The sequence below is a fragment of the Dermacoccus sp. MPR-E5 genome (assembly GCF_058809565.1).
Window position 1 is genome coordinate 51438 of sequence record NZ_JBXASS010000013.1, and the last position, 25004, is coordinate 76441.

Consider the following 25004-nt stretch of genomic DNA (forward strand, 5'->3'; position numbering starts at 1 on the left):
TCCGTGGGGCATCCGGAAGCCGCAACCAGGCAGCCACCCGAGGCGATCAGCCCCGACGACCGGCCGCTGCCTCCACGCGCGACGGGACTAAATCGGTGGCCCCGGACGTTCTCTCCTGCGACGATGCTGGTGCGGCTCTCGCTTGCGAGACAATGAACCGCACCGCAACGAACGACTATCTTCGACGTGAGGATCCAGCCCTGAACGAGCGCAACCCCGCCGACTTCCTGTCCCGCCGAGCCCAGGCTCTCGCCGACAGTGACGACGCGACCCCCACCTACGACGAGCGCGGCTTCGTCGTCGACGCCTATGACGGCGACCAGTTCGAGCGCGAAGAACGCGCGGCGCTTCGACGTGTCCACGGTCTGTCGACCGAGCTGGAGGACGTCTCCGAGGTCGAGTATCGCCAGCTGCGCCTGGAGAAGGTCGTCCTCGCGGGCGTCTGGAGCGAGGGCGGCGCCGAGGACGCGGAGAACTCGCTGCGCGAGCTCGCCGCGCTCGCCGAGACGGCCGGTTCCGAGGTGCTCGCCGGCGTCGTGCAGCGCCGGCTGCGACCCGACCCCGGCACGTGGCTCGGCAAGGGCAAGGCCGAGGAACTGAAGGAGATCGTCATCGCCGAGGGCGCCGACACCGTCATCGCCGACGGCGAGCTGGCGCCCAGCCAGCGACGCGCGCTCGAGGACGTCGTCAAGGTCAAGGTCATCGACCGCACCGCGCTCATCCTCGACATCTTCGCCCAGCACGCGAAGAGCAAGGAGGGCAAGGCCCAGGTCGAGCTCGCCCAGATGCAGTACCTGCTGCCGCGTCTTCGCGGTTGGGGTGAGTCGATGTCGCGTCAGGCCGGCGGTCAGGCCGCGGGCGGTCAGGGCATGGGTTCGCGCGGTCCGGGTGAGACGAAGATCGAACTCGACCGTCGTCGCATCAACACGCGCATGGCGAAGCTGCGCCGCGAGATCGCCGAGATGAAGACGACGCGCGACACCAAGCGCAGCGGCCGACGTCACAACAACGTGCCGAGCGTCGCCATCGCGGGGTACACGAACGCCGGCAAGAGCTCGATCCTCAACCGCCTCACCAACGCGGGCGTGCTCGTGCAGAACCAGCTGTTCGCGACGCTCGATCCGACGGTGCGTCGCGCCGAGACGGCTGACGGGCGGGCCTACACCCTCGCCGACACCGTCGGGTTCGTGCGCGACCTGCCGCACCAGCTCGTCGAGGCGTTCCGTTCGACGCTCGAGGAGGTCGCGGACGCCGACCTGCTCCTGCACGTCGTCGACGGTTCGCACCCCGACCCCGCATCTCAGATCTCCGCGGTGCGCGAGGTGCTCGCCGACGTCGATGCGAGCGACGTCAAGGAGATCATCGTCATCAACAAGGCCGATGTCGCCGACCCCGACGTCATCGATCGGCTCATGCGCCACGAGAAGTACGCGATCGCGGTGTCGGCGCGCACCGGCGCGGGCCTGCCCGAGCTGCTCCAGCTCATCGCCGACGAGCTGCCGAAGCCAGAGCGCCGTGTCGACGTCCTGCTGCCGTACGAGCGCGGCGACCTGCTCAGCCGCCTCCACGCGGACGCGGAGGTCCTCTCGATCGAGCACCGCGGCGAGGGCACCTACGTCCACGCCAAGGTGATGCCGGAGCTCGAGGGTGAACTCCAGGCGTACCTGACGAACGCCTGAAGCCACGCTGTCGCGAGTCCAGCGACGGCCGACGACGAGCCACCACTGTCACGCTCCCGTGAGGGTGGTGGCTCGTCGGCGCCCACGCGGGTGAGGTGGCTCACCTGTCAGACGGCGCGCTGGTGTGTCCCACACTTCACCTAAAATGCGGGGGTGTCATCGACTTCCCGCCCTACCGCCACCGCGGAGCACCGCCGTCTCGCCCAGGCGCCGAAGGACAGCGACCCCTGGCGGCTGTGGGGGCCGTACATGGCGTCGCGGCAGTGGGGGACGGTGCGCGAGGACTACTCGGCCGACGGCAACGCGTGGGCGTATCTGCCGTTCGACCAGGCGCACCAGCGCGCCTACCGCTGGGGCGAGGACGGCCTCGCAGGCTTGTGCGACCGGTTCGGTTTCTTCAACGTCTCCCTCGCCATGTGGAACGGCAAGGACGACCGCCTCAAGGAACGCCTGTTCGGGTTGACGAACAACGAGGGCAATCACGGCGAGGACGTCAAGGAGGTCTGGTGGCCGACGGACGCGACGCCGACGCACTCGTGGGCGAGCTGGCTCTACCGCTACCCACAGGCCAAATTCCCCTACAACCATCTGCGGGCCGAGGCGGCGCAGCGTTCGCGAACCGACGACGAGTACGAGCTGATCGACACGGGTGTCTTCACCGAGAACCGCTTCTTCGACGTCGAGGTCAAGCACGCGAAGGCGAACCCCACCGACCTGTGCCTCGAGTACACCGTCACCAACCACGGGCCCGATGCTGCACCGCTCGACCTCGTCCCGCAGGCCTGGTACCGCAACACCTGGTCGTGGGGGCGCGACGACCGGGAGCCGTCGATCTCACTCGTCGACGCGAACACCGTGCGCGCCGAGCACGGCTGGCTCGGCGACTACGAGCTGCATGCCAACGGCAGCCCGCGCATCATCTTCTGCGACAACGAGACGAACGAAGGTGCCGTCTTCGGCCACGAGTTCAACCGTCGCGAGCTGACCAAGGACGGCTTCGACGCCCGCATCGTGCACGGTGACAGCGAGGCGATCCGCCTCGACTACGGCACGAAGGTCGGGTTCTGGTACCACTTCGACGACATCGGCCCGGGCGAGAGCGTCACCGTCAGGCTGCGGATGCGCGGGGTGGGCCGTTCCACCGCGCACCATCCGAAGGGCACCGCCCACCAGGAGCCGCCGCCCGGCGATCCCGCATTCGGTGAGGGTTTCGACATCGTCATGCGCACGCGCCGCGACGAGGCCGACGAGTTCTACGACGCCGTCATCCCCACCTCCGCCTCGCCCGACGACCGGCACATCGCGCGTCGTGCCTTCGCGGGTCTGCTGTGGGGCAAGCAGCTCTACCGCTACTACGTCGACGAGTGGCTCGCCGGCGACCCGGCCGGCGAGGCGCCGCCGCTGTCGCGCGTCACCGGCCTCGACGGCCGCCCGGGGCGCAACGTCGGATGGCGGCACCTGGCGCTCGCGGACGTCATCTCGATGCCGGACGAGTGGGAGTACCCGTGGTTCGCCGCGTGGGATCTGGCGTTCCACACGGTGCCGCTCGCGCACATCGACCCCGAGTTCGCCAAGCATCAACTCGTCCTCATGTGCCGCGAGTGGGCGCAGCACCCGAACGGCCAACTGCCCGCGTACGAGTGGGCGTTCGAGGACGTCAACCCGCCCGTCCACGCCTGGGCGTGCTGGCAGGTGTACGCCATCGACGGCGGCCAGGATCAGTCCTTCCTCATCCAGGTGTTCAACAAGCTGCTGCTCAACTTCTCGTGGTGGGTCAACCGCAAGGACGCCGACGGGACGTACCTGTTCGAGGGCGGCTTCCTCGGCATGGACAACATCACACTCTTCGACCGCTCCACCGACGTGCCGCCCGGCTACAAGCTCGAACAGTCGGACGCGACGAGCTGGATGGCGTTCTTCTCCCAGTCGATGCTGCGGATGGCGCTCGAGCTCGCGCGGCGCGAGCGCGGCTACGACAACGCCGCGACGACGTTCCTGCAGTACTTCATCAACCTCGCCCGGGCGATGGACCGCACGAGCCCCGACGTCGTCTCCAGCCTGTGGAACGAGGAGGACGGCTTCTTCTACGACGCCCTGTCCGACCCGGCAGGCCACATCACGCAGCTTCGCGTGCGTTCGATGGTGGGGTTGTTGCCGCTCATGGCCGTGCTCATCGCGCCGAGCTGGGTGCAGCACGAGCTGCCCGACTTCGTCCGTGAGGTCGAGTGGATGATGGAGCGCGAGCCCGCGATGATGAAGGCGATCGCGCAGGCCGAGCACGACTCGGGCGGTGAGAAGCTGACGCTGTCGCTCATCTCCAAGCGCCGACGGGATCTGCTGCTCAAGCGATTGTTCGACGAGGAGGAGTTCCTCTCCGAATACGGCATCCGTTCGCTGTCGGCCGCCTACCGCGAGGAGTACACCGCCCAGATCGGCGGGCGGGAGATGTCGATCCACTACACGCCGGGCGAGTCCGACATCGACCTGTTCGGCGGTAACTCGAACTGGCGTGGGCCTGTGTGGTTTCCCGTCAACTTCCTCGTCGTCGACGCGCTGCGCCTCTACGCGGCCTCGACGCCTGGCGACACCGAGTACGAATACCCGACGAACTCGGGCCGGTTCATGAAGCTGTCCGACATCGTCCTCGACCTCGAGGATCGCCTGACGAACCTGTTCCGTCTCGGGCCGAACGGACGCCCGGGCGATCAGCGCGAGTACCCCGAGGGCCCGCTGTGGCACGAGCACGTGACGTTCAGCGAGTACTTCCACGGTGACACCGGCGTCGGCCTCGGCGCCGCACACCAGACGGGCTGGACCGCGCTCGTCGCACACTACATCTGCTCCGACCATGCGCCGGCGCTGCCCGGTTTACTGCCGGGGGAGTGACGTCGTCGTCCCCAGTCGTGACGGCTGTGGGCGCCGTCAGGGTGGCGGCGCAGGCTGATCCACAGCCCCGGCGCGCTCGAGTCGGTGCCGCGGTACGCGCTGGCCTAGGGTTGGGGCATGCCCGAACTGCCCTCCCTCGATGAGCTCATGTCTGCCGCCGTCAGTGGGGTGGGTGGGGTGCCGCGCCCCGGCCAGGCGAAGATGGCGCAGGCCGTCGAGCACGCCATCGAGACGGGCGAGCACCTGCTCGTCCAGGCGGGCACCGGCACCGGAAAGTCGCTCGCCTACCTCGTTCCCGCGATCCGGCACGCGTTCGACGTCAACAAGCCGGCCGTCGTCGCGACAGCGACGCTCGCGCTGCAGGCGCAGATCGTCGACCGCGACATGCCACGCCTCGCCGATGCCCTCGAGCCGCTGCTCGGGCGGCGTCCGACGTACGCGCTCGTCAAGGGCAGGCGCAACTACCTGTGCCAGCACAAGCTGACGGGCGGCTACCCCGACGACGACGCCGACACGCTGCTCGGTGTCGGCCAGGTCGACGCCGACGCGGGTCGCACGGGCCGCGAGGTCGTCCGGCTGCGCGAGTGGGCGAACGAGACCGACTCGGGGGATCGTGACGAGCTCGTGCCCGGCGTCTCGGAGAAGGCATGGCGGCAGGTGTCGGTCTCCAGCCACGAATGCCTCGGCAGCAAGTGCCCCGTCGTCGAGGAGTGCTTCGTCGAGCTGGCGCGTGCCGACGCGAAAGAGGTCGACGTCGTCGTCACGAACCATTCGTTCATGGCGATCGATGCGTTCGAGGGCCGCCAGATGCTGCCCGAGCACGACGTCGTCGTCGTCGACGAGGCGCACGAACTCGTCGATCGGGTGACGGCGACGATCACCGACGAGCTGACGACGGGCACGATCAGCGCCGCCGCGAAACGGTGCGGGCGCCTCGCCGACACCGACGACCTCAAGCGCTCGGCCGACCTGCTCAAGGACGCCCTCGAACAACACCAGGAAGGGCGGCTGCTCGGGCTGTCCGACCCGCTCGAGATGGCGATCCGCGCCATCCTCGACGCGGCACGCTCGATCGCGAGCGAGCTCAAGCCCAAGAACCCGCAGGACAACGACGGCGTGCGTCAGATGGCGCGCGCGGCGATCGACGACATCTTCTCCACCTGCGAGCGCATCCTCGAAGAACGCGAACTCGACGTGCTGTGGATCTCCCACAATGCGCGCGCGAACATCACGGCGCTGAGGGTCGCGCCGATGAGCGTCGCGATGCTCATGCGCGACAAGATCTTCGGCGAGCGGACCGTCGTCATGACGTCGGCGACCCTCGAACTGGGCGGCAGTTTCGACGCTGTCGCCGGCACGCTCGGCCTGCGCGGCACGCTCGGCCTGCGCGGCGCGGGTGGCCCGGCGTGGAACGGCCTGGACGTCGGCTCACCGTTCGACTACCCCAAGCAGGGCATCGCCTACGTCGCGCAGCACCTGCCCGCGCCGGGGCGCGACGGCATGTCCGAGCAGGCGTTCGACGAGATCGAGACGCTGATCCGCGCCGCGGGCGGGCGCACGCTCGGGCTGTTCTCCTCGATGCGCGCTGCGCAGAGCGCCGCCGAGGCGATGCGCGAACGCCTCGGCGACGACTTCCCCGTCCTGTGCCAGGGCGAGGACCAGATGGGCACGCTGGTGCGCCGTTTCGCCTCCGACGCGAAGACCTGCCTGTTCGGCACGATGACGCTGTGGCAGGGCGTCGACGTGCCCGGTTCGAGCCTGCAGCTCGTCGTCATCGACCGCATCCCGTTCCCTCGCCCCGACGACCCGCTCGCCTCGGCGCGCTCGCAGGCCATCGCCAAGATGGGTGGCAACGGGTTCATGGCAGTCTCCGGCACGCACGCGGCGTTGCGGCTCGCGCAGGGTGCCGGTCGCCTCATCCGTCATCCCGACGATCGCGGCGTCGTCGCCTTTCTCGACTCGCGCATGATGACGGCGCGCTACGCCGGGTTCCTGCAGCGGTCGCTCCCACCGTTCTGGCCGACGACGGATCGCGCGCTCATCCTGAAGGCCCTCGCGCGCCTCGACGAGAACGCGCCCCCGATCCGTGCCGTCGCGGAGGCCTGCACCCGCTCGACGAAGGCGCCGACGAAGAAACCCGCGACGTCACAGCAGGCCGGTGCCGATGCCGCGTCGGAGGCGAGGCGCGAGGAGGCGCGCTCCCGGGCCCTGGCCGCGGCGCAGGCGGCCGGCGTCAGCGGCATGGGCACAGCCAGCGCGCTGCAGGCACCCCCGCCGAAGCCTGCCCCCGTCGAGGAGAGCGCCCGCACCGCCGTCACCGACGGGCACGCCTGGACGGCCGAGGCCGACGAGGAACTGCGCGAGGGCATCGGCATGGGCCTGACGCTCGACGAACTCGCCGATCACCTCGAGATGAGCGAGGACGCCGTCGTCGCGCGCTGCGAACAGCTCGGCCTGCGCCCGCAGGGATCCTGACGTGGCGGATGGCGCATCGTGTGGCGCGGGTGCGTTGTCGGTGGCGGGTGAGAGGGTGACGGCATGAGCGACGTCCCGCAGATCATCCTCGTCACCGGGCCCGAGCGCATCCTCGCCCAGCGCGCCGTCGAGGAGAGCCTCGAGGCCATCACGGCCGCGCACCCGGAGGCCGAGATCGTGCGCATCGACGTCGCCGAGTACCAGCCCGGGCGTCTCACGACGGAGTTGTCGCCGAGCCTGTTCGGTGGGCGCCGCGTCATCGTCGTGCGTGACTTCGACGAGGCGCCGGACGCCCTTGTCGACGAGCTCGAGGACGCGCTGAAGGTCGGTCTCGACGACGTCAACCTCATCGTGCTGCACAAGGGCGGCAACCGCGCCAAGCGCGTGCTGGATGCCCTCAAGAAGGCGAAGGCGCGTGTCATCGAGGCGCCGGCGATCAAGTCGGATCGCGACAAGTCGGCGTTCGTCATGAACGAGTTTCGTCGCGCACGCCGCCGCATCACACCCGAGGGCGTGCGGGCGCTGCTCGAGGCGGCCGGCAAGGACACCTCAGAGCTCGCCGCGGCGTGCCGTCAGCTCGTCGACGACACGAGCGGCATCGTCGACGAGAACACCGTCGGCACCTACCACGGCGGCAAGGTGGAGGCGACGGGCTTCCGCGTGGCCGACGCGACCGTCGCCGGCAACGCGCCCGAGGCCCTGCGGCTGCTGCGCCACGCGTTCGCCTCCGGGGTCGATCCCGTGCCGATCGTCGCCGTCCTCGCCTCGCAGCTGCGCCAGGTCGCCAAGGTCGCCTCGGCCGGCAGTGGACGCAGTGCGGATCTCGCGAAGCAGCTGGGAATGCCACCCTGGCAGGTCGACAAGGCGCGGACGGCGTCGCGCGGATGGGACGGCGTCCGTCTCGGACGCGCGATCCAGGCCGTCGCCGCGGCCGACTTCGCCGTCAAGGGTGGTGGACGCGATCCGCAGTACGCAGTCGAGCACGTGGTCCTCGAGATCTGTCGTCAGCGCCACGCGCCGAGCGAGCGTCACTGACGGCCTCCGGCCCGCCGCCCCGATTGCGCCGCGCGGTCGCTCGGCTGGTAGATTTGAAGGAGTGCGTGTGGGCTCAGGTCGTGCGCACACGCAACAGCAGTAACCAGCGGTCTCTCATCGCCAGGTGTCCCCACGCCATATCCGAGAGGCCGTCTGTCGCCCTCACGACAGAACACATTCGACCGAAGAAGTGAGATTTTCGTGGCAAACATCAAGTCGCAGATGAAGCGGATCAAGACGAACGAGATTCGTACCGAGCGCAACAAGGCCTACAAGTCCGAACTGCGCACGTGGATCCGCAAGTTCCGCGCCGAGGTCGAGGCCGGCAACAAGGACGCCGCGTCGACGGCCCTCGCTGCTGCCTCGCGCAAGCTGGACAAGGCTGTCTCCAAGGGAGTCATCCACAAGAACCAGGCCGCCAACAAGAAGTCGGCCATGGCGAAGCAGCTCAACCAGATCTGATCGCCGTGGTGCTTCGCGAGGAGCGCTTCGCATGACGTGGGCCGTCACCTTTCGAGGTGGCGGCCTTCGTCATGCCAGGGCCCGGGCGGGCCGAGGGCGAGGCGACGCGCTGCCCGAGCCGGTCGGCGCGGGAAAACGCCGACGACGTGCCCCCGGCCGCCCTGACATAATGAGCCGGAACTTTCGCGGGGCTGCCCGCACCGACGCGATGTGAGGACGATCCTTTGAGCGAGACCGAACACAGCCAGCGCTACACCGCGGAACTGGCGGGGCAGATCGAGCGCCGCTGGCAGGACGCGTGGGAGGAGGCGGGCACCTTCGAGGCCCCCAACCCGAGCGGACCGTGGGCGGACGAGCAGGGCGTCGCCGGGCGTGACAAGGTCATGATCCAGGACATGTTCCCCTACCCCTCTGGTGCCGGGCTGCACGTCGGTCACCCGCTCGGCTACATCGCGACGGACGTCTACGCGCGCTATCAGCGCACCCAGGGCAAGAACGTCCTCTACACCCTCGGCTACGACGCGTTCGGGCTGCCGGCCGAGCAGTACGCCGTCCAGACGGGCCAGCACCCGCGCAAGACGACCGAGGACAACATGGTCAACATGCGTCGTCAGCTGCGCCAGCTCGGGCTGTCGCACGACGCGCGCCGCACGTTCGCGACGATCGACCCGTCGTACTACAAGTGGACGCAGTGGATCTTCCTGCAGATCTTCGACGCCTGGTACGACCCGGACGCGAGCAAGGCCCGCCCGATCGACACCCTCGTCGAGGCGTACGAGAGCGGCCGCGTCGCGACGCCGTCGGGCGAGGCGTGGGGTGACCTCGACGCCGCCGGGCGCGCTGAGGCGATCAACGCGCGCCGCCTGGCGTACAAGTCGGACGCCCCCGTCAACTGGTCGCCGGGCCTCGGCACCGTCGTCGCGAACGAGGAGGTGACGGCGGACGGCCGCACCGAGCGCGGCAACTTCCCGGTGTTCAAGCGCAACCTGCCGCAGTGGATGATGCGCATCACCGACTACGCCGACCGTCTCGTCGACGATCTCGAGCGCCTCGACTGGCCCGAGTCGATCAAGCTGCAGCAGCGCAACTGGATCGGACGCAGCAACGGTGCGTCGGTGCGTTTCGACGTCGCGACCCAGGCCGGTTCGGGCGAGCAGATCGAGGTCTTCACGACGCGTCCCGACACGATCTTCGGCGCGACGTTCATGGTGCTAGCACCGGAGCACCCGCTGCTCGAGACGATCGTCCCGGAAGCCTGGCCAGCCGGGACGAATGAGTCGTGGACGGCGGGTGCCGGGACGCCGCGCGACGCCGTCGCCGCCTACCGCCGTGAGGCCTCGCGCAAGAGCGACGTCGAGCGTCAGGCGGGGGAGAAGGGCAAGTCGGGTGTGTTCACCGGTGCCTTCGCGACGAACCCCGTGACGGGGCGGGCGGTGCCCGTGTTCGTCGCCGACTACGTCCTCATGGGCTACGGCACGGGCGCGATCATGGCCGTGCCCGCGCAGGACGAGCGTGACTGGGAGTTCGCGCAGGCCTACGGCCTCGACATCGTGCGCACCGTCCAGCCGAGCGAGGGCCGCCCGGAGGATCAGCCGTACACGGGCCAGGGCGCCGCGATCAACTCGTCGACGGCCGGGCTGTCGCTCGACGGGCTCGACATCGAGACGGCGAAGACGAAGGTCATCGAGTGGCTCGAGGCCAACGAGCGCGGCACGGGCACGACCACGTACCGCCTGCGCGACTGGCTGTTCTCGCGTCAGCGCTACTGGGGCGAGCCGTTCCCGATCGTCTACGACGAAGACGGGACGGCCCACGCGCTGCCGGAGTCGATGCTGCCCGTCGAACTGCCCGAGGTAGCCGACTACTCGCCGAAGACGTACCACCCGGAGGACGCCGAGTCGATGCCCGAGTCGCCGCTGTCACGCGCCGACGAGTGGGTCAGCGTCGAACTCGACCTCGGCGACGGCGTCAAGAGGTACACGCGTGAGACGAACACGATGCCCAACTGGGCCGGTTCGTGTTGGTACGAGCTGCGCTATGCAGACCCCGCGAACACCGAGCGCTTCGTCGACGCCGGGTGCGAGGAGTACTGGCTCGGCAAGGGCCGCGGCTTCGGCAAGGGTGTCGCGAACGACCCGGGCGGCGTCGACCTGTACGTCGGTGGCGCGGAGCACGCCGTCCTGCACCTGCTGTACGCGCGCTTCTGGCACAAGGTGCTGTTCGACCTCGGCCTCATCTCGAGTGAGGAGCCGTTCCGCAAGCTGTTCAACCAGGGCATGGTCCAGGCGTACGCCTTCCGCGACGGGCGCGGCCAACCCGTGCCGGCCGCGGAGGTGCGCGAGCGCGTCGAGGGCGACGAGACGATCTACGAGTGGCAGGGCCAGCGAGTCACCCGCGAGTACGGGAAGATGGGCAAGTCGCTCAAGAACGTCGTGACGCCCGATGAGATGTGCGACACCTACGGTGCCGACACGTTCCGCGTCTACGAGATGTCGATGGGTCCGCTCGACGCCTCGCGACCGTGGGAGACGCGCGCCGTCGTCGGATCACAGCGCTTCCTGCAGCGCCTGTGGCGCAACGTCGTCGACGAGAACACCGGTGAGCTGCGGGTCGCCGAGGAGGGGATGGACGAGGCCACGACACGCCTCGTGCACCGCACGATCGACGGCGTCACCGGCGACTTCGAGAACCTGCGCTTCAACACGGCCGTCGCGAAGCTGATCGAACTCAACAACGCGCTGACGAAGCTCGACGCCGTGCCGCGCGAGGCCGCGGAGGCCATCGTCCTCATGACGGCGCCGCTCGCCCCGCACCTCGGCGAGGAGCTGTGGCGCCGCCTCGGACACGAGCAGAGCCTCGCGTTCGAGCCGTTCCCGACGGCCGACCCGGCGCACCTCGTGCAGGGCACCGTCGTCGCCGTCGTCCAGGTCGCGGGCAAGGTGCGTGACCGTCTCGACGTCGCCGCCGACATCAGCGAGGCCGACCTCGAGGCCGCGGCGCTCGCCAGCGAGAAGGTGCAGAACTTCCTCGAGGGCAAGCAGGTGCGCAAGGTCATCGTGCGCGCGCCGAAGCTCGTCAACATCGTCGCGGGCTGATGGCTCGAGCCGGTGGCAGGGCCGGTCGGGTCGGTGTCGTCACCGACTCGACTGCCTGCCTCCCCGCCGAGTTGGTCGCAGCCCGCGCGCCTGACGCGGCGAGCCTGCTGAGGGTCGCGCCGCTCAACGTCACGATCGGCGACGTCACGCGCCCCGAGGACGAGTTGGGGGCTGACGCGGTCGCCTCCGCACAGGCCGAGGGGATAGCGGTGACGACGTCGCGCCCGTCACCGGCGGCGTTCGTCGAGGCCTACCGGGCGCTCGCGGACGCCGGATGCACGAGCATCGTGTCGCTGCACGCGTCGCAGGCGTTGTCGTCGACGGTGAGCTCGGCGCGGCTGGCGTCGCTCGAGGCGGGGGTGGACGTCGAGGTCGTCGATTCGCGCACGCTGGGCATGGCGCTCGGCTTCGGCGTGCTCGCGGCGCTGCGCTGGTCGCAGGCCGGGTATGACGTCGACGCCGTGGCCGAGGCGGCGCGCGCCACGTGCGCGTCGTCGCGCACGGCGTTCTACGTCGACTCGTTGGAACCGCTGCGCCGCGGCGGGCGGATCGGCCGTGCCGGGGCTCTGTTCGGCTCGGCGTTGTCGATCAGACCGCTGCTGCAGGTCGACGACGGCGTCATCGCGCCGCTCGCGCGCGTGCGATCGCGGGGCAAGGCCGTCGAGCGGCTCGGGACGTGGGCTCTGGCTCAGGCCGAGAACCTCGGCGAGGGCGAACGCGTCTGCGCCGTGCACTCGCTGCAGCACTCCGAGTTGGCGCAGGTGCTCGTCGACCGGTTGGGCGGTGGCGCGTCCCCTGGGGCGGGGCGGGACGGTGAAGCGCGTTCCGCTGAAGCGAGCTCGATCGGTTCGCCTGGGGGTTCCGGTGACGATGCGACGGGGCCGGCCGGGCCGGGCAGCCGGGCTGCGGGTCCGCGAGCGGGCGGTGCCGCAGGCGCGGCGGGCCCCGATGCGGCCGACCAGGTTGGCGACGTGGCTGCGCTCGGAGCGTCCTCGCCGGACGGAACACGGGGCGCCGGTGCCCGCGCTGGAGCGGAGGCCGATGCCGCGTCGTCGTCAGCCGCGCGGTGGGCGATGGCGCCGGTGCAGGCGCGCCTGGGAGCCGTCGTCACCGCGCACGTGGGCGCCGGAGCACTCGGCGCCGTCGTCGCGGTGATGCCGGAACCGCCGGGCTGACGACGGCTGCTGCGAGCCGCATCGGGCGCGCCTCTTCCACAGCTGTGACGGCCACGGGCCGATCCGGCACGCGCCTGCACGCGTTTCCACACCTTCGGCTCGCATCAGCGAGCGTGGAGGGACGGGGCTTCTTACCGTCGAGGCATGACCCGCAGAACGCTGCCCGAGACCGACGATCGGCTCGACGAGGTGCTCGCCGAGATCGAACGCGCCCGCCACGAACCGACGTGGGTGCCCGAACCGGAACGCACCGCCCGCCGGCTCGTCCGAGCACCGGACGGCCTCGAGGACGCCCGATGGCGTCCGTCGCGTCCGGCCGCCCTGCTCATCGGCGTGTGCGCGGTGCTCGCCGTCGCCGTGCTGGGGCTGCGTCTGCTGCTCAGTTCCGGAGATGACGGTGCGGCACCGAAGGCGCTCATCGCGTCGTCGTCGCCGCGTATCGCCGGGAGCGCCAGCGTGGCGTCGACGGGGAGTAGGGGTGCTGCGTCGACGCCGTCTCACAGCACTGCCATGGCCTCGGTCGCCGGGGCGACGAGCGGCGCGCCTCTCAGCATTCACGTCGTCGGGGCGGTGCGGCGCCCGGGCGTCGTCCAGGTGCCGGCCGGAAGCCGCGTCGCGGATGCCGTGACGGCGGCCGGCGGGATGTCGGGTGCCGACGCGACGGCGATCAACCTGGCTCGGCCGCTCGCCGATGGGGAACAGGTCCACGTCCCCCGCCCGGGCGAGAGCGTCCCCCCGCCGGTGCCCGTGGCGCCGGCTGCAGGGGCCACCGCACCGGGCGCTCCGGCCGCCGGGGCGGGCGCGACTGCTCCGGGAGCGCCCGGTGGCGGGGCCGCGGCCGGGGGCGTCGTCAACGTCAACACCGCGGACGCGACATCGCTCGACGCGTTGCCCGGGGTCGGGCCGGTTCTCGCGCAGCGCATCGTCGAGTGGCGTGAGAAGAACGGTCGGTTCTCGAGCGTCGACGAACTCGGTGAGGTCTCCGGTATCGGCGACAAGATGCTCGATCGCCTGCGCAGCAAGGTCACCGTGTGAGTCTCGGCGGCCACGACATGCGGCTGTTGTCGGCCGCGTGCGTCGCCTGGGCGGCCCTCGCCACCCTGCTCTCGGCTCGCCCCGACCCCGCGATCGTGGTCGTCGTCCTCGCCCTCGTGACGATCGTCGCCGCGGCCCTCGCGTTCGGGACGCGCTTGCCTGGTCTACGGGCGGACCAGTCAGCCCGAGCCCGGCACGAGGGCGAGGATGACGAGAATCCGGCGTCATCCCACGGGTCGGGGTGGGCGCTCTGGGCGCTGCTGGTCATCGCGCTGACGACGATCGTCCTCGCGGCGGCGCAGGTGACGTTGGCGCACGAGGAAGCCGGGCCGGTGACGACGCTGGCCCGTGACCGCGCCGTCGCGACACTCGAGGCGAGAGTGACGGGCCAGCCGCACCGGGTCGTCGGCGCCCGAGGCGACGAGCGCTTCGTCGTCCCGGCCCAGATCGACCGCATCACGGCGCGCGGACGCACGCAGGAGGTCGCGACGCCCGTCATCCTCGTCGGCGATCGTCGGTGGACGAACCTCACCTGGCAGTCCCACCTGCGGGCGCGCGGGCGTCTGGCCCCATCGCAGCGTCTCGGGGCGGCGCGCGCCGTCGTGCAGGTCAACGGCGCACCGGACGTCGTCGGCGCTCCGCCCTGGGTGGTGACGACACTCGAACCTGTTCGGGCCGGGCTCGTCGGCGCCTCGTCGCAGTTGCCGGACGACCCCGCCGGCCTGTTGCCCGCGCTCGTCGTGGGCGACACGGCCCATCTACCGGACGACCTGACGGACGCGATGAACGCCACCGGCATGTCGCACCTCAACGCCGTGAGCGGTTCGAACGTGACGGTCGTCCTCGTCGCGACGATGTGGTTGTTGGGGTGGTCGCGCACGTCACGTCGGGTGCGGGTGGCCCTGGCTCTCGTCGCGCTCGCCGCGTACGTCGTCCTGTGCCGACCCGAACCGAGCGTGGTGCGCGCGGCCGCGATGGGTGCCGTGGGAGTGCTCGGCACGTCGTGGGGACGCGAACGCGCCGCCTGCCCGGCGCTCGCGGCAGCCATCGTCGGATTGTTGGTGTGGGATCCGTGGCTGGCCGTCAGCGTCGGCTTCGCCTTGTCGGCGCTGGCGACGCTCGGGCTCGTTCTGTTCGCGCGACGCTGGTCGCAGGCCCTGCTCACGAAGCTCGGTTCGCGGCGCGGCCGGTTCGTCGACGGGATGGTCGAGATCACCTGCGTCCCGCTCGCCGCTCAGGCGCTGTGCCTGCCGGTGCTCGTCGCCCTCAATTCGTCGGTGTCGTGGGTCTCGATCCCCGCGAACGTCGCGGCCGAGCCGTTCGTCGCGCCGGCGACGCTCGGTGGCATGATCGTGTCGACCGTCGTCGTCATCGCTCCGACGCTCGCAGGGTGGCTCGTGTGGTTGCCGGGGCTGCCCACCTGGGTGATCTGCGCAGTGGCCCGCCTCGCCGACGCCGTCCCCGGCGGCTCGGTGCCCTGGCTGCCGGGGCTGGCCGGAGTCGTGCTCGCCATTGTCGTCGTGGTCGTGCTCCTGTGCGCGTGGCGGGCCATCGTCTTCACCGGTCGCTTCGGTCTGGTCGCGCTCGGGGTCGCGGGGGCGCTCCTGGCGGCTGTGCTCGCGCCGTTGCCGGGGGAGTCGGCCGCACCGCCCGCGTGGGTCTATGCGCAGTGCGCGGTGGGTCAGGGGGATGCCGCGCTCGTGCGCACCGGGGCGACGCGCGCCGTCATGATCGACGTGGGGCCTGCCGACGGCCATCCCGCGCAATGCCTCGAGCGTCACGGCATCACGACGCTCGACGCCGTCATCCTCACCCACTTCCACGCCGACCACGTGGGTGGACTGGCTGAGGTCTTGCGTGCTTCCGACGCGCCGGTGGCGGTCCTCGGAACGTGGGTCATGGAGGGCGCTCAGGAGAGCGAGGGACTCAAAGGCCGCGGTGCAGCGGCGTCGTCACGATCGCGCGGCGAGCAGGGCGCGTTGGGTTCGGTGCAAGCAGCGCTCGAACAGCCTCGGGCTTCGCTCGGGGCGCTCGCACCGGGACAACGCCTCGTCATCGGCGAGGTGACGATCGAGGTGCTGTGGCCGCGCCGCGTCATGACGGAGGGGTCGGTGCAGAACAACGCCTCACTCGTGCTCGACGTATCGGCGCCCGCGTATCACGCGCTCATGCTGGGCGATTGCGAACGTGAGGCGCAGGCCGCGGTGATCGAACAGGTGCGTCAGAGCGCCCGGCGACGCGCGTTCGACCTCGTCAAGGTGGCGCACCACGGTAGCTCCAACCAGAACGAGCGCCTCTACGAGGCGGCGGCCGCGCGTCAGGCCGTGATCGGGGTGGGCGCCGGCAACGACTACGGCCACCCGACGAAGAAGACGCTCGAACTGTTGGCCCGGCACGACGCGCGGGTGTGGCGTACTGACACGCAGGGTGACGTGGACGCCCTCGCGACGGGTGGCTCGATCAGCCTGCAGGCTCAGCGATGAGCGTGCTGCGCGCTCGGCACCCGTGCTGCCGCGTCGGCGAGGGCTTCAAGGGTGGCGGTGACGGCGGGGACCCGCTGCAGGTCGGGTGTCGTCACGGCGAACACGCAGCGCCGGCTCGACGGCAGCAGCGGCAACGTCACGACGTCCGGATGCGACGTGGAGCGCAGGATCAGCTCGGGGATGAGCGCGACGCCGAGGCCCTCCGCGACGAGGCCGAGAACGGTGACATAGTCCTCCGTCTCGAACGCGACGTCGGGCGCGTAACCGGCGCCCTGGGCGAGGCTGACGAGGTGGCCGCGGCAGCGGGGGCACCCCGCGATCCATGAGGCCCCGCTGAGCTCCTCCATGCGGACGCTCTCGGCTGCGGCGAGGGGGTGATCGCGCGGGACGGTGAGACGCACGTCGTCGTGCAGGAGCCCGCGGGTGAGGAACGGGTCCAGGTCCTCGCCTGCGGGGAGCGGGTCCGCGTCGTCGTACGTGAACGCCACGGCGACGTCGCAGTCGCCGGCACGCAGGCTCGCCAGGGATTCCGGGGGTTCGGCCTCGGCGAAGCTGACCTTGACGTCTGGGAACCGCTCCTTGACGAGTGCGAGGGCGCGCGGGACGAGCGTTGACGATGCCGACGGGAACGCCATGAGGCGCACCCGCCCTGCGCGCAACCCCGCGATGGCGGCGACCTCACCCTCGGCGGCCTCGAGGGCACTGAGGACGGGCGTCGCCGTGCGCGCCAGCACCTGCCCGGCCTCCGTCAGCCGCACCGAGCGGCCGAGGCGCTCGACGAGAGCCGTCCCGGTCTTCTCCTCGAGACGGCGCACCATCTGCGACACGGCCGGCTGAGAATAGCCGAGGGCGGCAGCGGCGGCGGTGAAGCTGCCCTCGTCGCTGATCGCCTTCATGACGCGGAGCCCGGCTGCATCGATCATGCACCAAGAATAACGTGCTCTTATCCATTGTTGAGACAATCGAACGCAGACCTATGGGAGGGGCAGGATGATGAGCGGCGTCGCGGAACTGACCGATTTCGTGCGCGCGGGAGGGCTCTTCGTCCTGACCGGCGCCGGCATCTCGACCGAATCCGGCATCCCCGACTACCGGCGCGCCGACGGCACGCGCCGCACGGTTCCCATGACATACCAACAGTTCCTCGCCACCCACGAGGCGCGTCAACGGTACTGGGCGCGCAGTGCCGTCGGCTGGGAGATCTTCGACGCGGCGGAACCCAACGTCGGGCACGTCGCGCTGGCGCGACTGCAGGGTGGCGGCCTCGTCGATCACCTCGTGACGCAGAACGTCGACGGCCTTCATGCGCGTGCCGGTGCCCGCGACGTCACCGAGCTGCATGGGTCACTCGCGCACGTCGTCTGCGTCGCGTGCGGGACGCGGGAAGGGCGCCGTGGCTTCCAGGTACGCCTGCGCGAACTCAACCCCCAGCTGCCGACGCAGGCGCGCCTGCTCGCCGACGGCGACGCGGACGTCGCGGCCGAGCTGGAGCGCGGCGTCATCGTGCCGGCGTGCCTGCATTGCGCGGCCACGACGATGAAGCCGGACGTCGTCATGTTCGGTGAGTCCGTCGCTCCTGAGGTCGTGGAGACGCAGATGCGGGCAGTGGAACGCTGCCGGGGCGTGCTCGTGCTCGGCAGTTCGCTCAAGGTGATGTCGGGTTACCGGTTCGTGCTCGCCGCCCTCAAGCAGCAGAAGCCGGTCGTCCTCGTCGGGCTCGGCGCGATGCGTGGCGAGGAGCGGGTCGACCTCGTCGTGCGCGAACCCCTCGGCCCGACCCTCACCGCCGTGTGCGACGCGCTGAGGCTCGACCTCGCGACGTCCTGACGTCTCGGCGTCGAACGTCGGGGCGCAGAAGGGGCTGAGAGTCGAGTTGAAACCACGCGCTGGAGCGACCCGCGCGGCGCGGCCAGCGCCTCAGATGCTGCGCAGGACGGCCGTGACCTTGCCCATGATGCTCGCGTGGTCGCCGTCGATCGGGGAGTAGGCCTCGTTCGCGGGCATGAGCCACGTCTTGCCCTCGCTGCGGCGCAACGTCTTGACCGTGGCCTCCGAGTCGAGCAGTGCCGCGACGATCTCCCCGTTGGCGGCGTCGGCCTGGCGTCGCACGACGACCCAGTCGCCCTCGCAGATGGCCGCATCGATCATCGAGTCGCCGACGACGCGCAGCAGGAACAGCTCGCCGTCACCGACGATCTGACGCGGTAGCGGGAAGACGTCCTCGACGGCCTGCTCGGCGAGGATCGGGCCACCGGCCGCGATGCGGCCCACGACCGGCACGTATGACGGCGTGGGTCGCTCGTCGCCCGAGCCCGTCTCGTCGTGCTGCGACTCGGATAGCGCAGACACGGCGTTGCCGCGGTAGCCGCGGGTCGCCGCACCCGAGTCGGGGGAGACGACCTCCATGGCGCGCGGGCGGTTCGGGTCGCGGCGCAGGTATCCCTTGCGCTCGAGTGCGGCGAGCTGATGGGCCACCGAACTCGGGCTCGTCAGACCGACGGCCTCGCCGATCTCACGCAGGCTCGGGGGGTAGCCGCGCTCGTCGACGGAACGTCGGATCACGGTGAGCACCTTGTGCTGGCGTGGCGTCAGCTTGCCCGGCGTGCGCTCCTGCATCGAATGAACGTCACCCATGGTGTGACCCCTCCTGGTCCTCGTCGCACGTCGGTGGTCGCGGTGGCGACACGTGCACCCTCCGGCGGGACGGAAATGCCCGCCATGACGGGGTTGTCGGTGCGCGGTGCTTGTGTATCTGACATCACCCACAGTACGCGGTGTCGCACACAGTTTTCAAAAATGTGTACGAAGAAATCCGTGCGCGCCGTTCGAAAGCACGTTCGGGTGTCGTACAGTTGTTCTATCGCACGCGTGTTCGATCGGTCCCTCCGGGCTGACCGGGTCGCGTGAGGAAGCCGCACCGGTGACGGTGTGGCGGCGCCTCGGGGGGTGTCCCGAGAGAAGGAGTGGTTTCGATGGTTGCTTCGAGTACTGCAGTTCGACGTGAGCCCGTGCTGGGTTCGGGTGTCGACGTGCGCCGCGTGGCGCGGGTCGACGCTGCGGCATCCCGCTCGCACCTCCACCTCGTGCCCACGGGTGGCGCGGTGCAGGTCGTCACGAACTCTCAGAGCGTTCGTTTCGCCCGTCGTCGCTTCACGGCCGTGTGCGTGGCTCTCGTCGTCGTGGCGGGTGCCATCCTCGCGGGCCGGGCGATGGCGAGCGGTGTCGACGGTACGCAGCGGCACGAGGTCACCGTTCGCGCGGGGGAGACGCTTTCGCAGATCGCGGCGCGTGAGATGCCGGGCGTGCGCAACGACCAGGCGGTCGTCGCGATCGAGCACGAGAGCAACCTCGGCTCGTCGCAGGTGCAGGCCGGCCAGAAGGTGATCATCCCCGCACCGTGAAGTGTGACGATCGCCATCATCGGGTTCGAGGGTTGGAGGGGGTGTGAGTCGCCTCCCCCCGGCTGGCGCAGGATTCCGCGGCGCATGAGTGGCGGGGGTCGTCGCGAGGTTGCGCAGGGCGAGTAGACGCGGCCTCAGTGCTGTTGCGCGTCGGGTCTCAGGGGCCTAATATCTCTACATGTGGGGCCTTGGCCCCCGCTTCACCCTAGATGTTGATTCTCCTTCGCTGATGTGCATCTGCGCTCTGAGGCCGGAATCCCGGGGTGGAGCGCCGTCGTCCCGAGTGTCCCAGCCCCGTCGGAAGGTTTGACGTGCACTGTCCGTTCTGCCGCAACACCGACTCCCGAGTCGTCGATTCGCGCTCGAGCGAGGACGGCACCTGCATCAAGCGGCGCCGTCAGTGCCCGAACTGCGGCAAGCGGTTCTCGACGATGGAGACCGCGAGTCTCACGGTCGTCAAGCGTTCCGGGGTCAGCGAGCCGTTCTCGCGCGACAAGGTGATGTCCGGGGTTCGCAAGGCGTGCCAGGGCCGCCCGGTCACCGACGACCAGTTGGCCGTTCTCGCCCAGCAGGTGGAGGAGTCCATCCGCTCGAAGGGCGCCGCCGAGATCGACGCCCATGACGTGGGCATCGAGATCCTCGGGCCCCTGCGCGAACTCGACCACGTCGCCTATCTGCGCTTCGCCTCCGTCTACCAGGCCTTCGAATCGCTCGAGGACTTCGAGACGGCGGTCAGCGAGTTGCGTCAGTACGCCACCTCGGCGTCCTGACCCCGCGCGCCTGCCGAGGGCGCGCCCCCCAGATCACCCTCACGTACCAGCTCACCCCACCTGCCAGGAGGCTCACGGTCATGACCGAGACGACGAAGGCCCGCGCCAAGACGGGACGCCGCACCGGCGGCGTCACGATCGAACGCATTTTCACCACGCCCGGCGTGCACCCCTACGACGAGGTCACCTGGGAGAAGCGGGACGTCCTCCAGCAGAACTGGAAGACGGGCGAGACGATCTTCGAGCAGTCGGGTGTCGAGTTCCCCGACTTCTGGTCGCTCAACGCCTCCACGATCGTCACGACCAAGTACTTCCGTGGCGCCGTCGGCACGGACGCGCGTGAAAGCTCCCTCAAGCAGCTCATCGACCGCGTCGTGCTGACCTATGCCAAGGCCGGGCGCGACAACGGCTACTTCGCTACCGACGAGGACGCGCAGATCTTCGAGCACGAGCTCACCTACGCCCTGCTGCACCAGGTGTTCTCGTTCAACTCGCCCGTCTGGTTCAACGTCGGTACCGCGAGCCCGCAGCAGGTCAGCGCGTGCTTCATCCTGTCGGTCGAGGACTCGATGGATTCGATCCTCAACTGGTACAAGGAGGAGGGCTTCATCTTCAAGGGCGGCTCGGGCGCCGGTCTCAACCTCTCCCGCATCCGCTCCTCCAAGGAGCTGCTCTCCTCGGGCGGCACCGCATCCGGCCCGGTCTCCTTCATGCGCGGCGCCGACGCCTCGGCCGGCACGATCAAGTCCGGTGGCGCGACGCGTCGCGCGGCCAAGATGGTCGTCCTCGACGTCGACCACCCCGACATCGAGGAGTTCATCGAGACGAAGGCGCGCGAGGAGGACAAGATCCGCGCGCTGCGTGACGCCGGGTTCGACATGGACCTTGGCGGCCGCGACATCGTCTCCGTGCAGTACCAGAACGCCAACAACTCGGTTCGTGTGAACGACGAATTCATGCAGGCGGTCGTCGACGGCGGCAGCTTCGGTCTGCGCGCCCGCGACACCGGTGAGGTCATCGAGACCGTCGATGCGCGTGAGCTGTTCGACAAGATCAACAAGGCCGCGTGGGAGTGCGCCGACCCGGGCGTGCAGTACGACGACACGATCAACGCGTGGCACACGAACCCCGAGACGGGCCGCATCACGGCGTCGAACCCGTGCTCGGAGTACATGTCGCTCGACAACTCGAGCTGCAACCTCGCCTCGCTCAACCTGCTGAAGTTCCTCAAGGAAGACGACACGTTCGACGCGGCGACGTTCGCCAAGGTCGTCGAACTCGTCATCACGGCCATGGACATCTCGATCTGCTTCGCCGACTTCCCGACCGAGTCCATCGGCAAGACGACCGTCGACTACCGCCAGCTCGGCATCGGGTACGCCAACCTCGGTGCACTGCTCATGGCGACGGGCCACGGTTACGACTCCGACGGTGGCCGCGCCCTGGCGGCCTCGATCACCTCGCTGCTCACGGGTGCCGCCTACAAGCGCTCCGCGGAGATGGCGGCCGTCGTCGGCCCCTACGCCGGCTACGCCCAGAACAGCCAGGCGCACAACCGCGTCATGCGCAAGCACCGCGCGGCCAACGACGAGCTGTCGTCGCACAAGGACATGGGTGCGATGGCGAGCGACATCCACTCCCTCGCCACGAAGGCCTGGGCCGACGTCGTCACGCTCGGCGAGAAGAACGGCTTCCGTAACGCGCAGGCCTCCGTCCTCGCCCCGACCGGCACGATCGGCTTCATGATGGACTGCGACACGACGGGTATCGAGCCCGACTTCTCGCTCGTCAAGTTCAAGAAGCTCGTCGGTGGCGGTTCGATGCAGATCGTCAACCAGACGATCCCGCGTGCGTTGAAGAAGCTGGGCTACCAGGACGAGCAGATCGAGGCGATCGTCGAGCACATCGCCGAGAAGGGCCACGTCATCGACGCGCCCGGTCTCAAGCCCGAGCACTACGAGATCTTCGACTGCGCCATGGGTGCGCGCGCCATCTCGCCGATGGGCCACGTGCGCATGATGGCCGCCTGCCAGCCGTTCCTGTCGGGCGCCATCTCGAAGACGGTCAACCTGCCCGAGACCGCGAGCGTCGACGACATCGCCGAGGTGCACCTCGAGGGCTGGAAGCTCGGCCTCAAGGCCATCGCGGTCTACCGCGACAACTGCAAGGTCGGCCAGCCGCTGTCCGACGGCAAGGCGGAGAAGAAGTCCGAGCCCGCCGCGACCAGCACCGAGACCCCGGCTGCGGAGAAGGTCATCGAGTACCGTCCGGTCCGCAAGCGTCTGCCGAAGCGTCGCTCGTCGCAGACGACTTCGTTCGCCGTCGGCGGCGCGGAGGGCTACCTCACCGCCGGCACGTACGAGAACGGTGACCTCGGCGAGCTGTTCCTCAAGTTCGGCAAGCAGGGTTCGACGCTCGCCGGTGTCATGGACGCGTTCTCGATCGCGGTCTCCATCGGCCTGCAGTACGGCGTGCCGCTCGAGACGTTCGTCGAGAAGTTCACGAACCTGCGCTTCGAGCCGGCCGGCATGACGGACGACGCCGACGTGCGCATGGCGCAGTCGATCATGGACTACGTCTTCCGCCGCCTGGCGCTCGACTACCTCGACTTCGACACGCGCTCTTTCATGGGCATCCACACCGCGGCCGAGCGTGCGCGTCAGCTCGAGACGGGTTCCTACGCTCCGAGCGAGGGCGACGACGAGAGCTTCGACGCGGAGTCGAACTCGCAGACGGCCGCCCCGGCCCGTCAGGAGCGCGCGAGTACCACTGCGCCGGCAGCTCCGAAGACGTCGGACGAGGAGCACGCCGACGAGGTCATCTCGGGCTCGGGTGCAGCCTCGGCCCGTGAGGTGAGCAACGAGATCCACAGCTCCACCGAGCTGCTCGAGAAGTTCCAGGGTCACGCCGCGGATGCGCCGATGTGCATGACGTGCGGGACGAAGATGCGTCCGGCCGGTAGCTGCTACGTGTGCGAGGGCTGCGGAAGCACCTCCGGCTGCAGCTGACGCTTCGCTGAGGCATGAAGGCAGGCGTCGCCGGTGACGAGAGTCATCGACGGCGCCTGCCGTCTTGTCCACTGAGATGGATCGTCCTGCGATCGCCTCGATGAAGTCTCATGATGTGAGCGACGCGTCAGGTCGTCGTCACCGCCAGCGAAAGGAACCGGCCGTGAAGGCACTGCTGCTCGAGAACGTGCACCCCCTGGGGGAGGCGCTGCTGCGCGAGGCCGGCTTCGAGGTCGACATGCGCGTCGGCGCGATGGACGAGGACGAGCTGATCGAGGCGCTGCAGGGCGTCGACCTGCTCGGCATCCGCTCCAAGACCGAGGTGAGCGCGCGCGTGCTCGACAACGCGCCCGACCTGCAGGCGATCGGGGCCTTCTGCATCGGCACGAACCAGATCGACCTCGCGCACGCCGCGGGGCGGGGCATCGTCGTGTTCAACGCACCGTTCTCCAACACGCGCTCGGTCGTTGAACTCGCCATCGCCGAGATCATCATGATGGCGCGCCGCCTCAGCGAGAAGGACCGCGCGCTGCACGACGGGGTGTGGCACAAGGACGCGAAGGGCAGCCACGAGATCCGCGGCCGCAAGCTCGGCATCGTCGGGTACGGCAACATCGGCTCGCAGCTGTCGGTCGTCGGGGAGATGCTCGGCCTGCAGGTCTACTTCTACGACACCGACGACAAGCTCGCCCTCGGCAACGCGACACGCTGCTCGTCGCTCGAGGAGCTGCTGTCGATCGCCGAGGTCATCACGCTGCACGTCGACGGACGCTCCGGCAACGCCGGTTTCTTCGGCACCGAGCAGTTCGCCGCGATGCGCCCGCGCTCGTTGTTCCTCAACCTCTCGCGCGGTTTCGTCGTCGACTACGACGCGCTCAAGACGCATCTCGAATCCGGTCACATCGCCGGTGCGGCGGTCGACGTGTTCCCGACCGAGCCCAAGAAGAAGGGCGATCCGTTCGACTCACCGTTGCAGGGCATCCCCAACGTCGTGCTGACGCCGCACATCGGCGGCTCGACGGAGGAGGCGCAGGAGGACATCGGACGGTTCGTCGCCGCGAAGCTGCGCGACTACGTCCAGCGTGGTTCGACGACGCTCAACGTCAACCTCCCGTCGCTCAACCTGGCCGAGCGCCCGGGTCAGCACCGCATCGTGCATTTCCACAAGAACGTGCCGGGTGCGCTGGCGCGCATGAACGGCATCCTCGCCGAGCACGGTGTCAACATCGAGGGTCAGATGCTCGACACCGCCGCGGACACCGGCTACGTCGTCACCGACGTCCTCTCCCAGCTGCCCGACGCCGTCCTCGACCAGCTGCGCGCGATGCCGGAGACGATCAGGCTGCGCGTCGTGCGCTGAGCCGCACCGACCTGCCGCGACCGCTCCCGCGACGGTGTGCGGGTGCAACGTCAGCGGCCCCCGAACCGCCCCCGCGAAGCGCGTACCCGCGCCATCGCGTGGTCGTCGGCGCCTTCGGACGTCCTCTCTCGAGCCACCGG

16 protein-coding genes are annotated in these 25004 nt (G+C 69.6%); 14 read left to right on the top strand and 2 right to left on the bottom strand.

Annotated features, from left to right (window positions below; all coding sequences use genetic code 11):
• Window positions 1–152 precede the first annotated feature (152 nt).
• The 9 genes from hflX (at window position 153) to AC1RS9_RS11075 (ending at window position 16325) form a co-directional block, all read left to right on the top strand.
• Window positions 153–1679 carry a GTPase HflX gene (hflX, locus tag AC1RS9_RS11035; RefSeq protein ID WP_338812999.1) on the top strand — a complete coding sequence of 509 codons (1527 nt, stop codon included), beginning with the start codon at window positions 153–155 and terminating at the stop codon, window positions 1677–1679.
• A gap of 153 nt (window positions 1680–1832) precedes the next feature.
• On the top strand, window positions 1833–4565 hold the full coding sequence (locus AC1RS9_RS11040; protein WP_492921493.1) for an MGH1-like glycoside hydrolase domain-containing protein: 2733 nt from the start codon (window positions 1833–1835) through the stop codon (window positions 4563–4565).
• A 117-nt stretch (window positions 4566–4682) separates the two neighbouring features.
• The gene (locus AC1RS9_RS11045; RefSeq protein WP_492921495.1) at window positions 4683–7040 is read left to right on the top strand and encodes an ATP-dependent DNA helicase; all 2358 of its coding nucleotides are present in this window, start codon (window positions 4683–4685) and stop codon (window positions 7038–7040) included.
• A gap of 63 nt (window positions 7041–7103) precedes the next feature.
• A complete protein-coding gene (gene holA / locus AC1RS9_RS11050) occupies window positions 7104–8075 on the top strand; it encodes a DNA polymerase III subunit delta (RefSeq protein ID WP_492921497.1) in 972 nt (323 codons plus the stop codon).
• Window positions 8076–8276: 201 nt separating this feature from the next.
• A complete protein-coding gene (gene rpsT, locus AC1RS9_RS11055; RefSeq protein WP_006944584.1) occupies window positions 8277–8537 on the top strand; it encodes a 30S ribosomal protein S20 in 261 nt (86 codons plus the stop codon).
• A gap of 224 nt (window positions 8538–8761) precedes the next feature.
• The gene (gene leuS, locus AC1RS9_RS11060) at window positions 8762–11632 is read left to right on the top strand and encodes a leucine--tRNA ligase (RefSeq protein WP_492921499.1); all 2871 of its coding nucleotides are present in this window, start codon (window positions 8762–8764) and stop codon (window positions 11630–11632) included.
• Window positions 11632–12807, top strand: a complete 1176-nt coding sequence (locus AC1RS9_RS11065) for a DegV family protein (RefSeq protein ID WP_492921501.1) — start codon at window positions 11632–11634, stop codon at window positions 12805–12807. The genes leuS and AC1RS9_RS11065 overlap by 1 nt, the downstream gene beginning before the upstream one ends.
• Window positions 12808–12951: 144 nt before the next feature.
• On the top strand, window positions 12952–13842 hold the full coding sequence (locus AC1RS9_RS11070; protein WP_492921503.1) for a ComEA family DNA-binding protein: 891 nt from the start codon (window positions 12952–12954) through the stop codon (window positions 13840–13842).
• On the top strand, window positions 13839–16325 hold the full coding sequence (locus AC1RS9_RS11075; RefSeq protein WP_492921505.1) for a ComEC/Rec2 family competence protein: 2487 nt from the start codon (window positions 13839–13841) through the stop codon (window positions 16323–16325). The genes AC1RS9_RS11070 and AC1RS9_RS11075 overlap by 4 nt, the downstream gene beginning before the upstream one ends.
• Here AC1RS9_RS11075 and AC1RS9_RS11080 read toward each other — a convergent pair.
• Complete coding sequence (locus tag AC1RS9_RS11080) at window positions 16316–17248, bottom strand: LysR family transcriptional regulator (protein ID WP_492921507.1); 933 nt, start codon at window positions 17246–17248, stop codon at window positions 16316–16318. The genes AC1RS9_RS11075 and AC1RS9_RS11080 overlap by 10 nt on opposite strands.
• Before the next feature lie 70 nt (window positions 17249–17318).
• Between AC1RS9_RS11080 and AC1RS9_RS11085 the strand changes: the two genes are divergently transcribed.
• Window positions 17319–18152, top strand: coding sequence for a Sir2 family NAD-dependent protein deacetylase (locus tag AC1RS9_RS11085; protein WP_492921509.1), 834 nt, complete (start codon window positions 17319–17321; stop codon window positions 18150–18152).
• Between the two features lie 90 nt (window positions 18153–18242).
• Here the strand turns inward: AC1RS9_RS11085 and lexA are convergent, their stop codons facing one another.
• Complete coding sequence (gene lexA, locus AC1RS9_RS11090) at window positions 18243–18959, bottom strand: transcriptional repressor LexA (RefSeq protein WP_006946650.1); 717 nt, start codon at window positions 18957–18959, stop codon at window positions 18243–18245.
• A gap of 338 nt (window positions 18960–19297) precedes the next feature.
• Here lexA and AC1RS9_RS11095 point away from each other — a divergent pair, with 338 nt between their 5' ends.
• From AC1RS9_RS11095 to serA, 4 genes are all read left to right on the top strand, one after another.
• Entirely contained in the window at window positions 19298–19726 is a 429-nt protein-coding gene (locus AC1RS9_RS11095; protein ID WP_131940810.1) for a LysM peptidoglycan-binding domain-containing protein, read from the top strand.
• 311 nt (window positions 19727–20037) lie between these two features.
• Window positions 20038–20496, top strand: coding sequence for a transcriptional regulator NrdR (nrdR, locus tag AC1RS9_RS11100; RefSeq protein WP_038567713.1), 459 nt, complete (start codon window positions 20038–20040; stop codon window positions 20494–20496).
• A gap of 80 nt (window positions 20497–20576) precedes the next feature.
• Window positions 20577–23504: a vitamin B12-dependent ribonucleotide reductase gene (locus tag AC1RS9_RS11105; RefSeq protein WP_492921512.1), complete on the top strand. Its 2928-nt coding sequence runs from the start codon at window positions 20577–20579 to the stop codon at window positions 23502–23504.
• A gap of 163 nt (window positions 23505–23667) precedes the next feature.
• Complete coding sequence (gene serA, locus AC1RS9_RS11110; RefSeq protein ID WP_038570664.1) at window positions 23668–24864, top strand: phosphoglycerate dehydrogenase; 1197 nt, start codon at window positions 23668–23670, stop codon at window positions 24862–24864.
• Window positions 24865–25004: the final 140 nt, after the last annotated feature.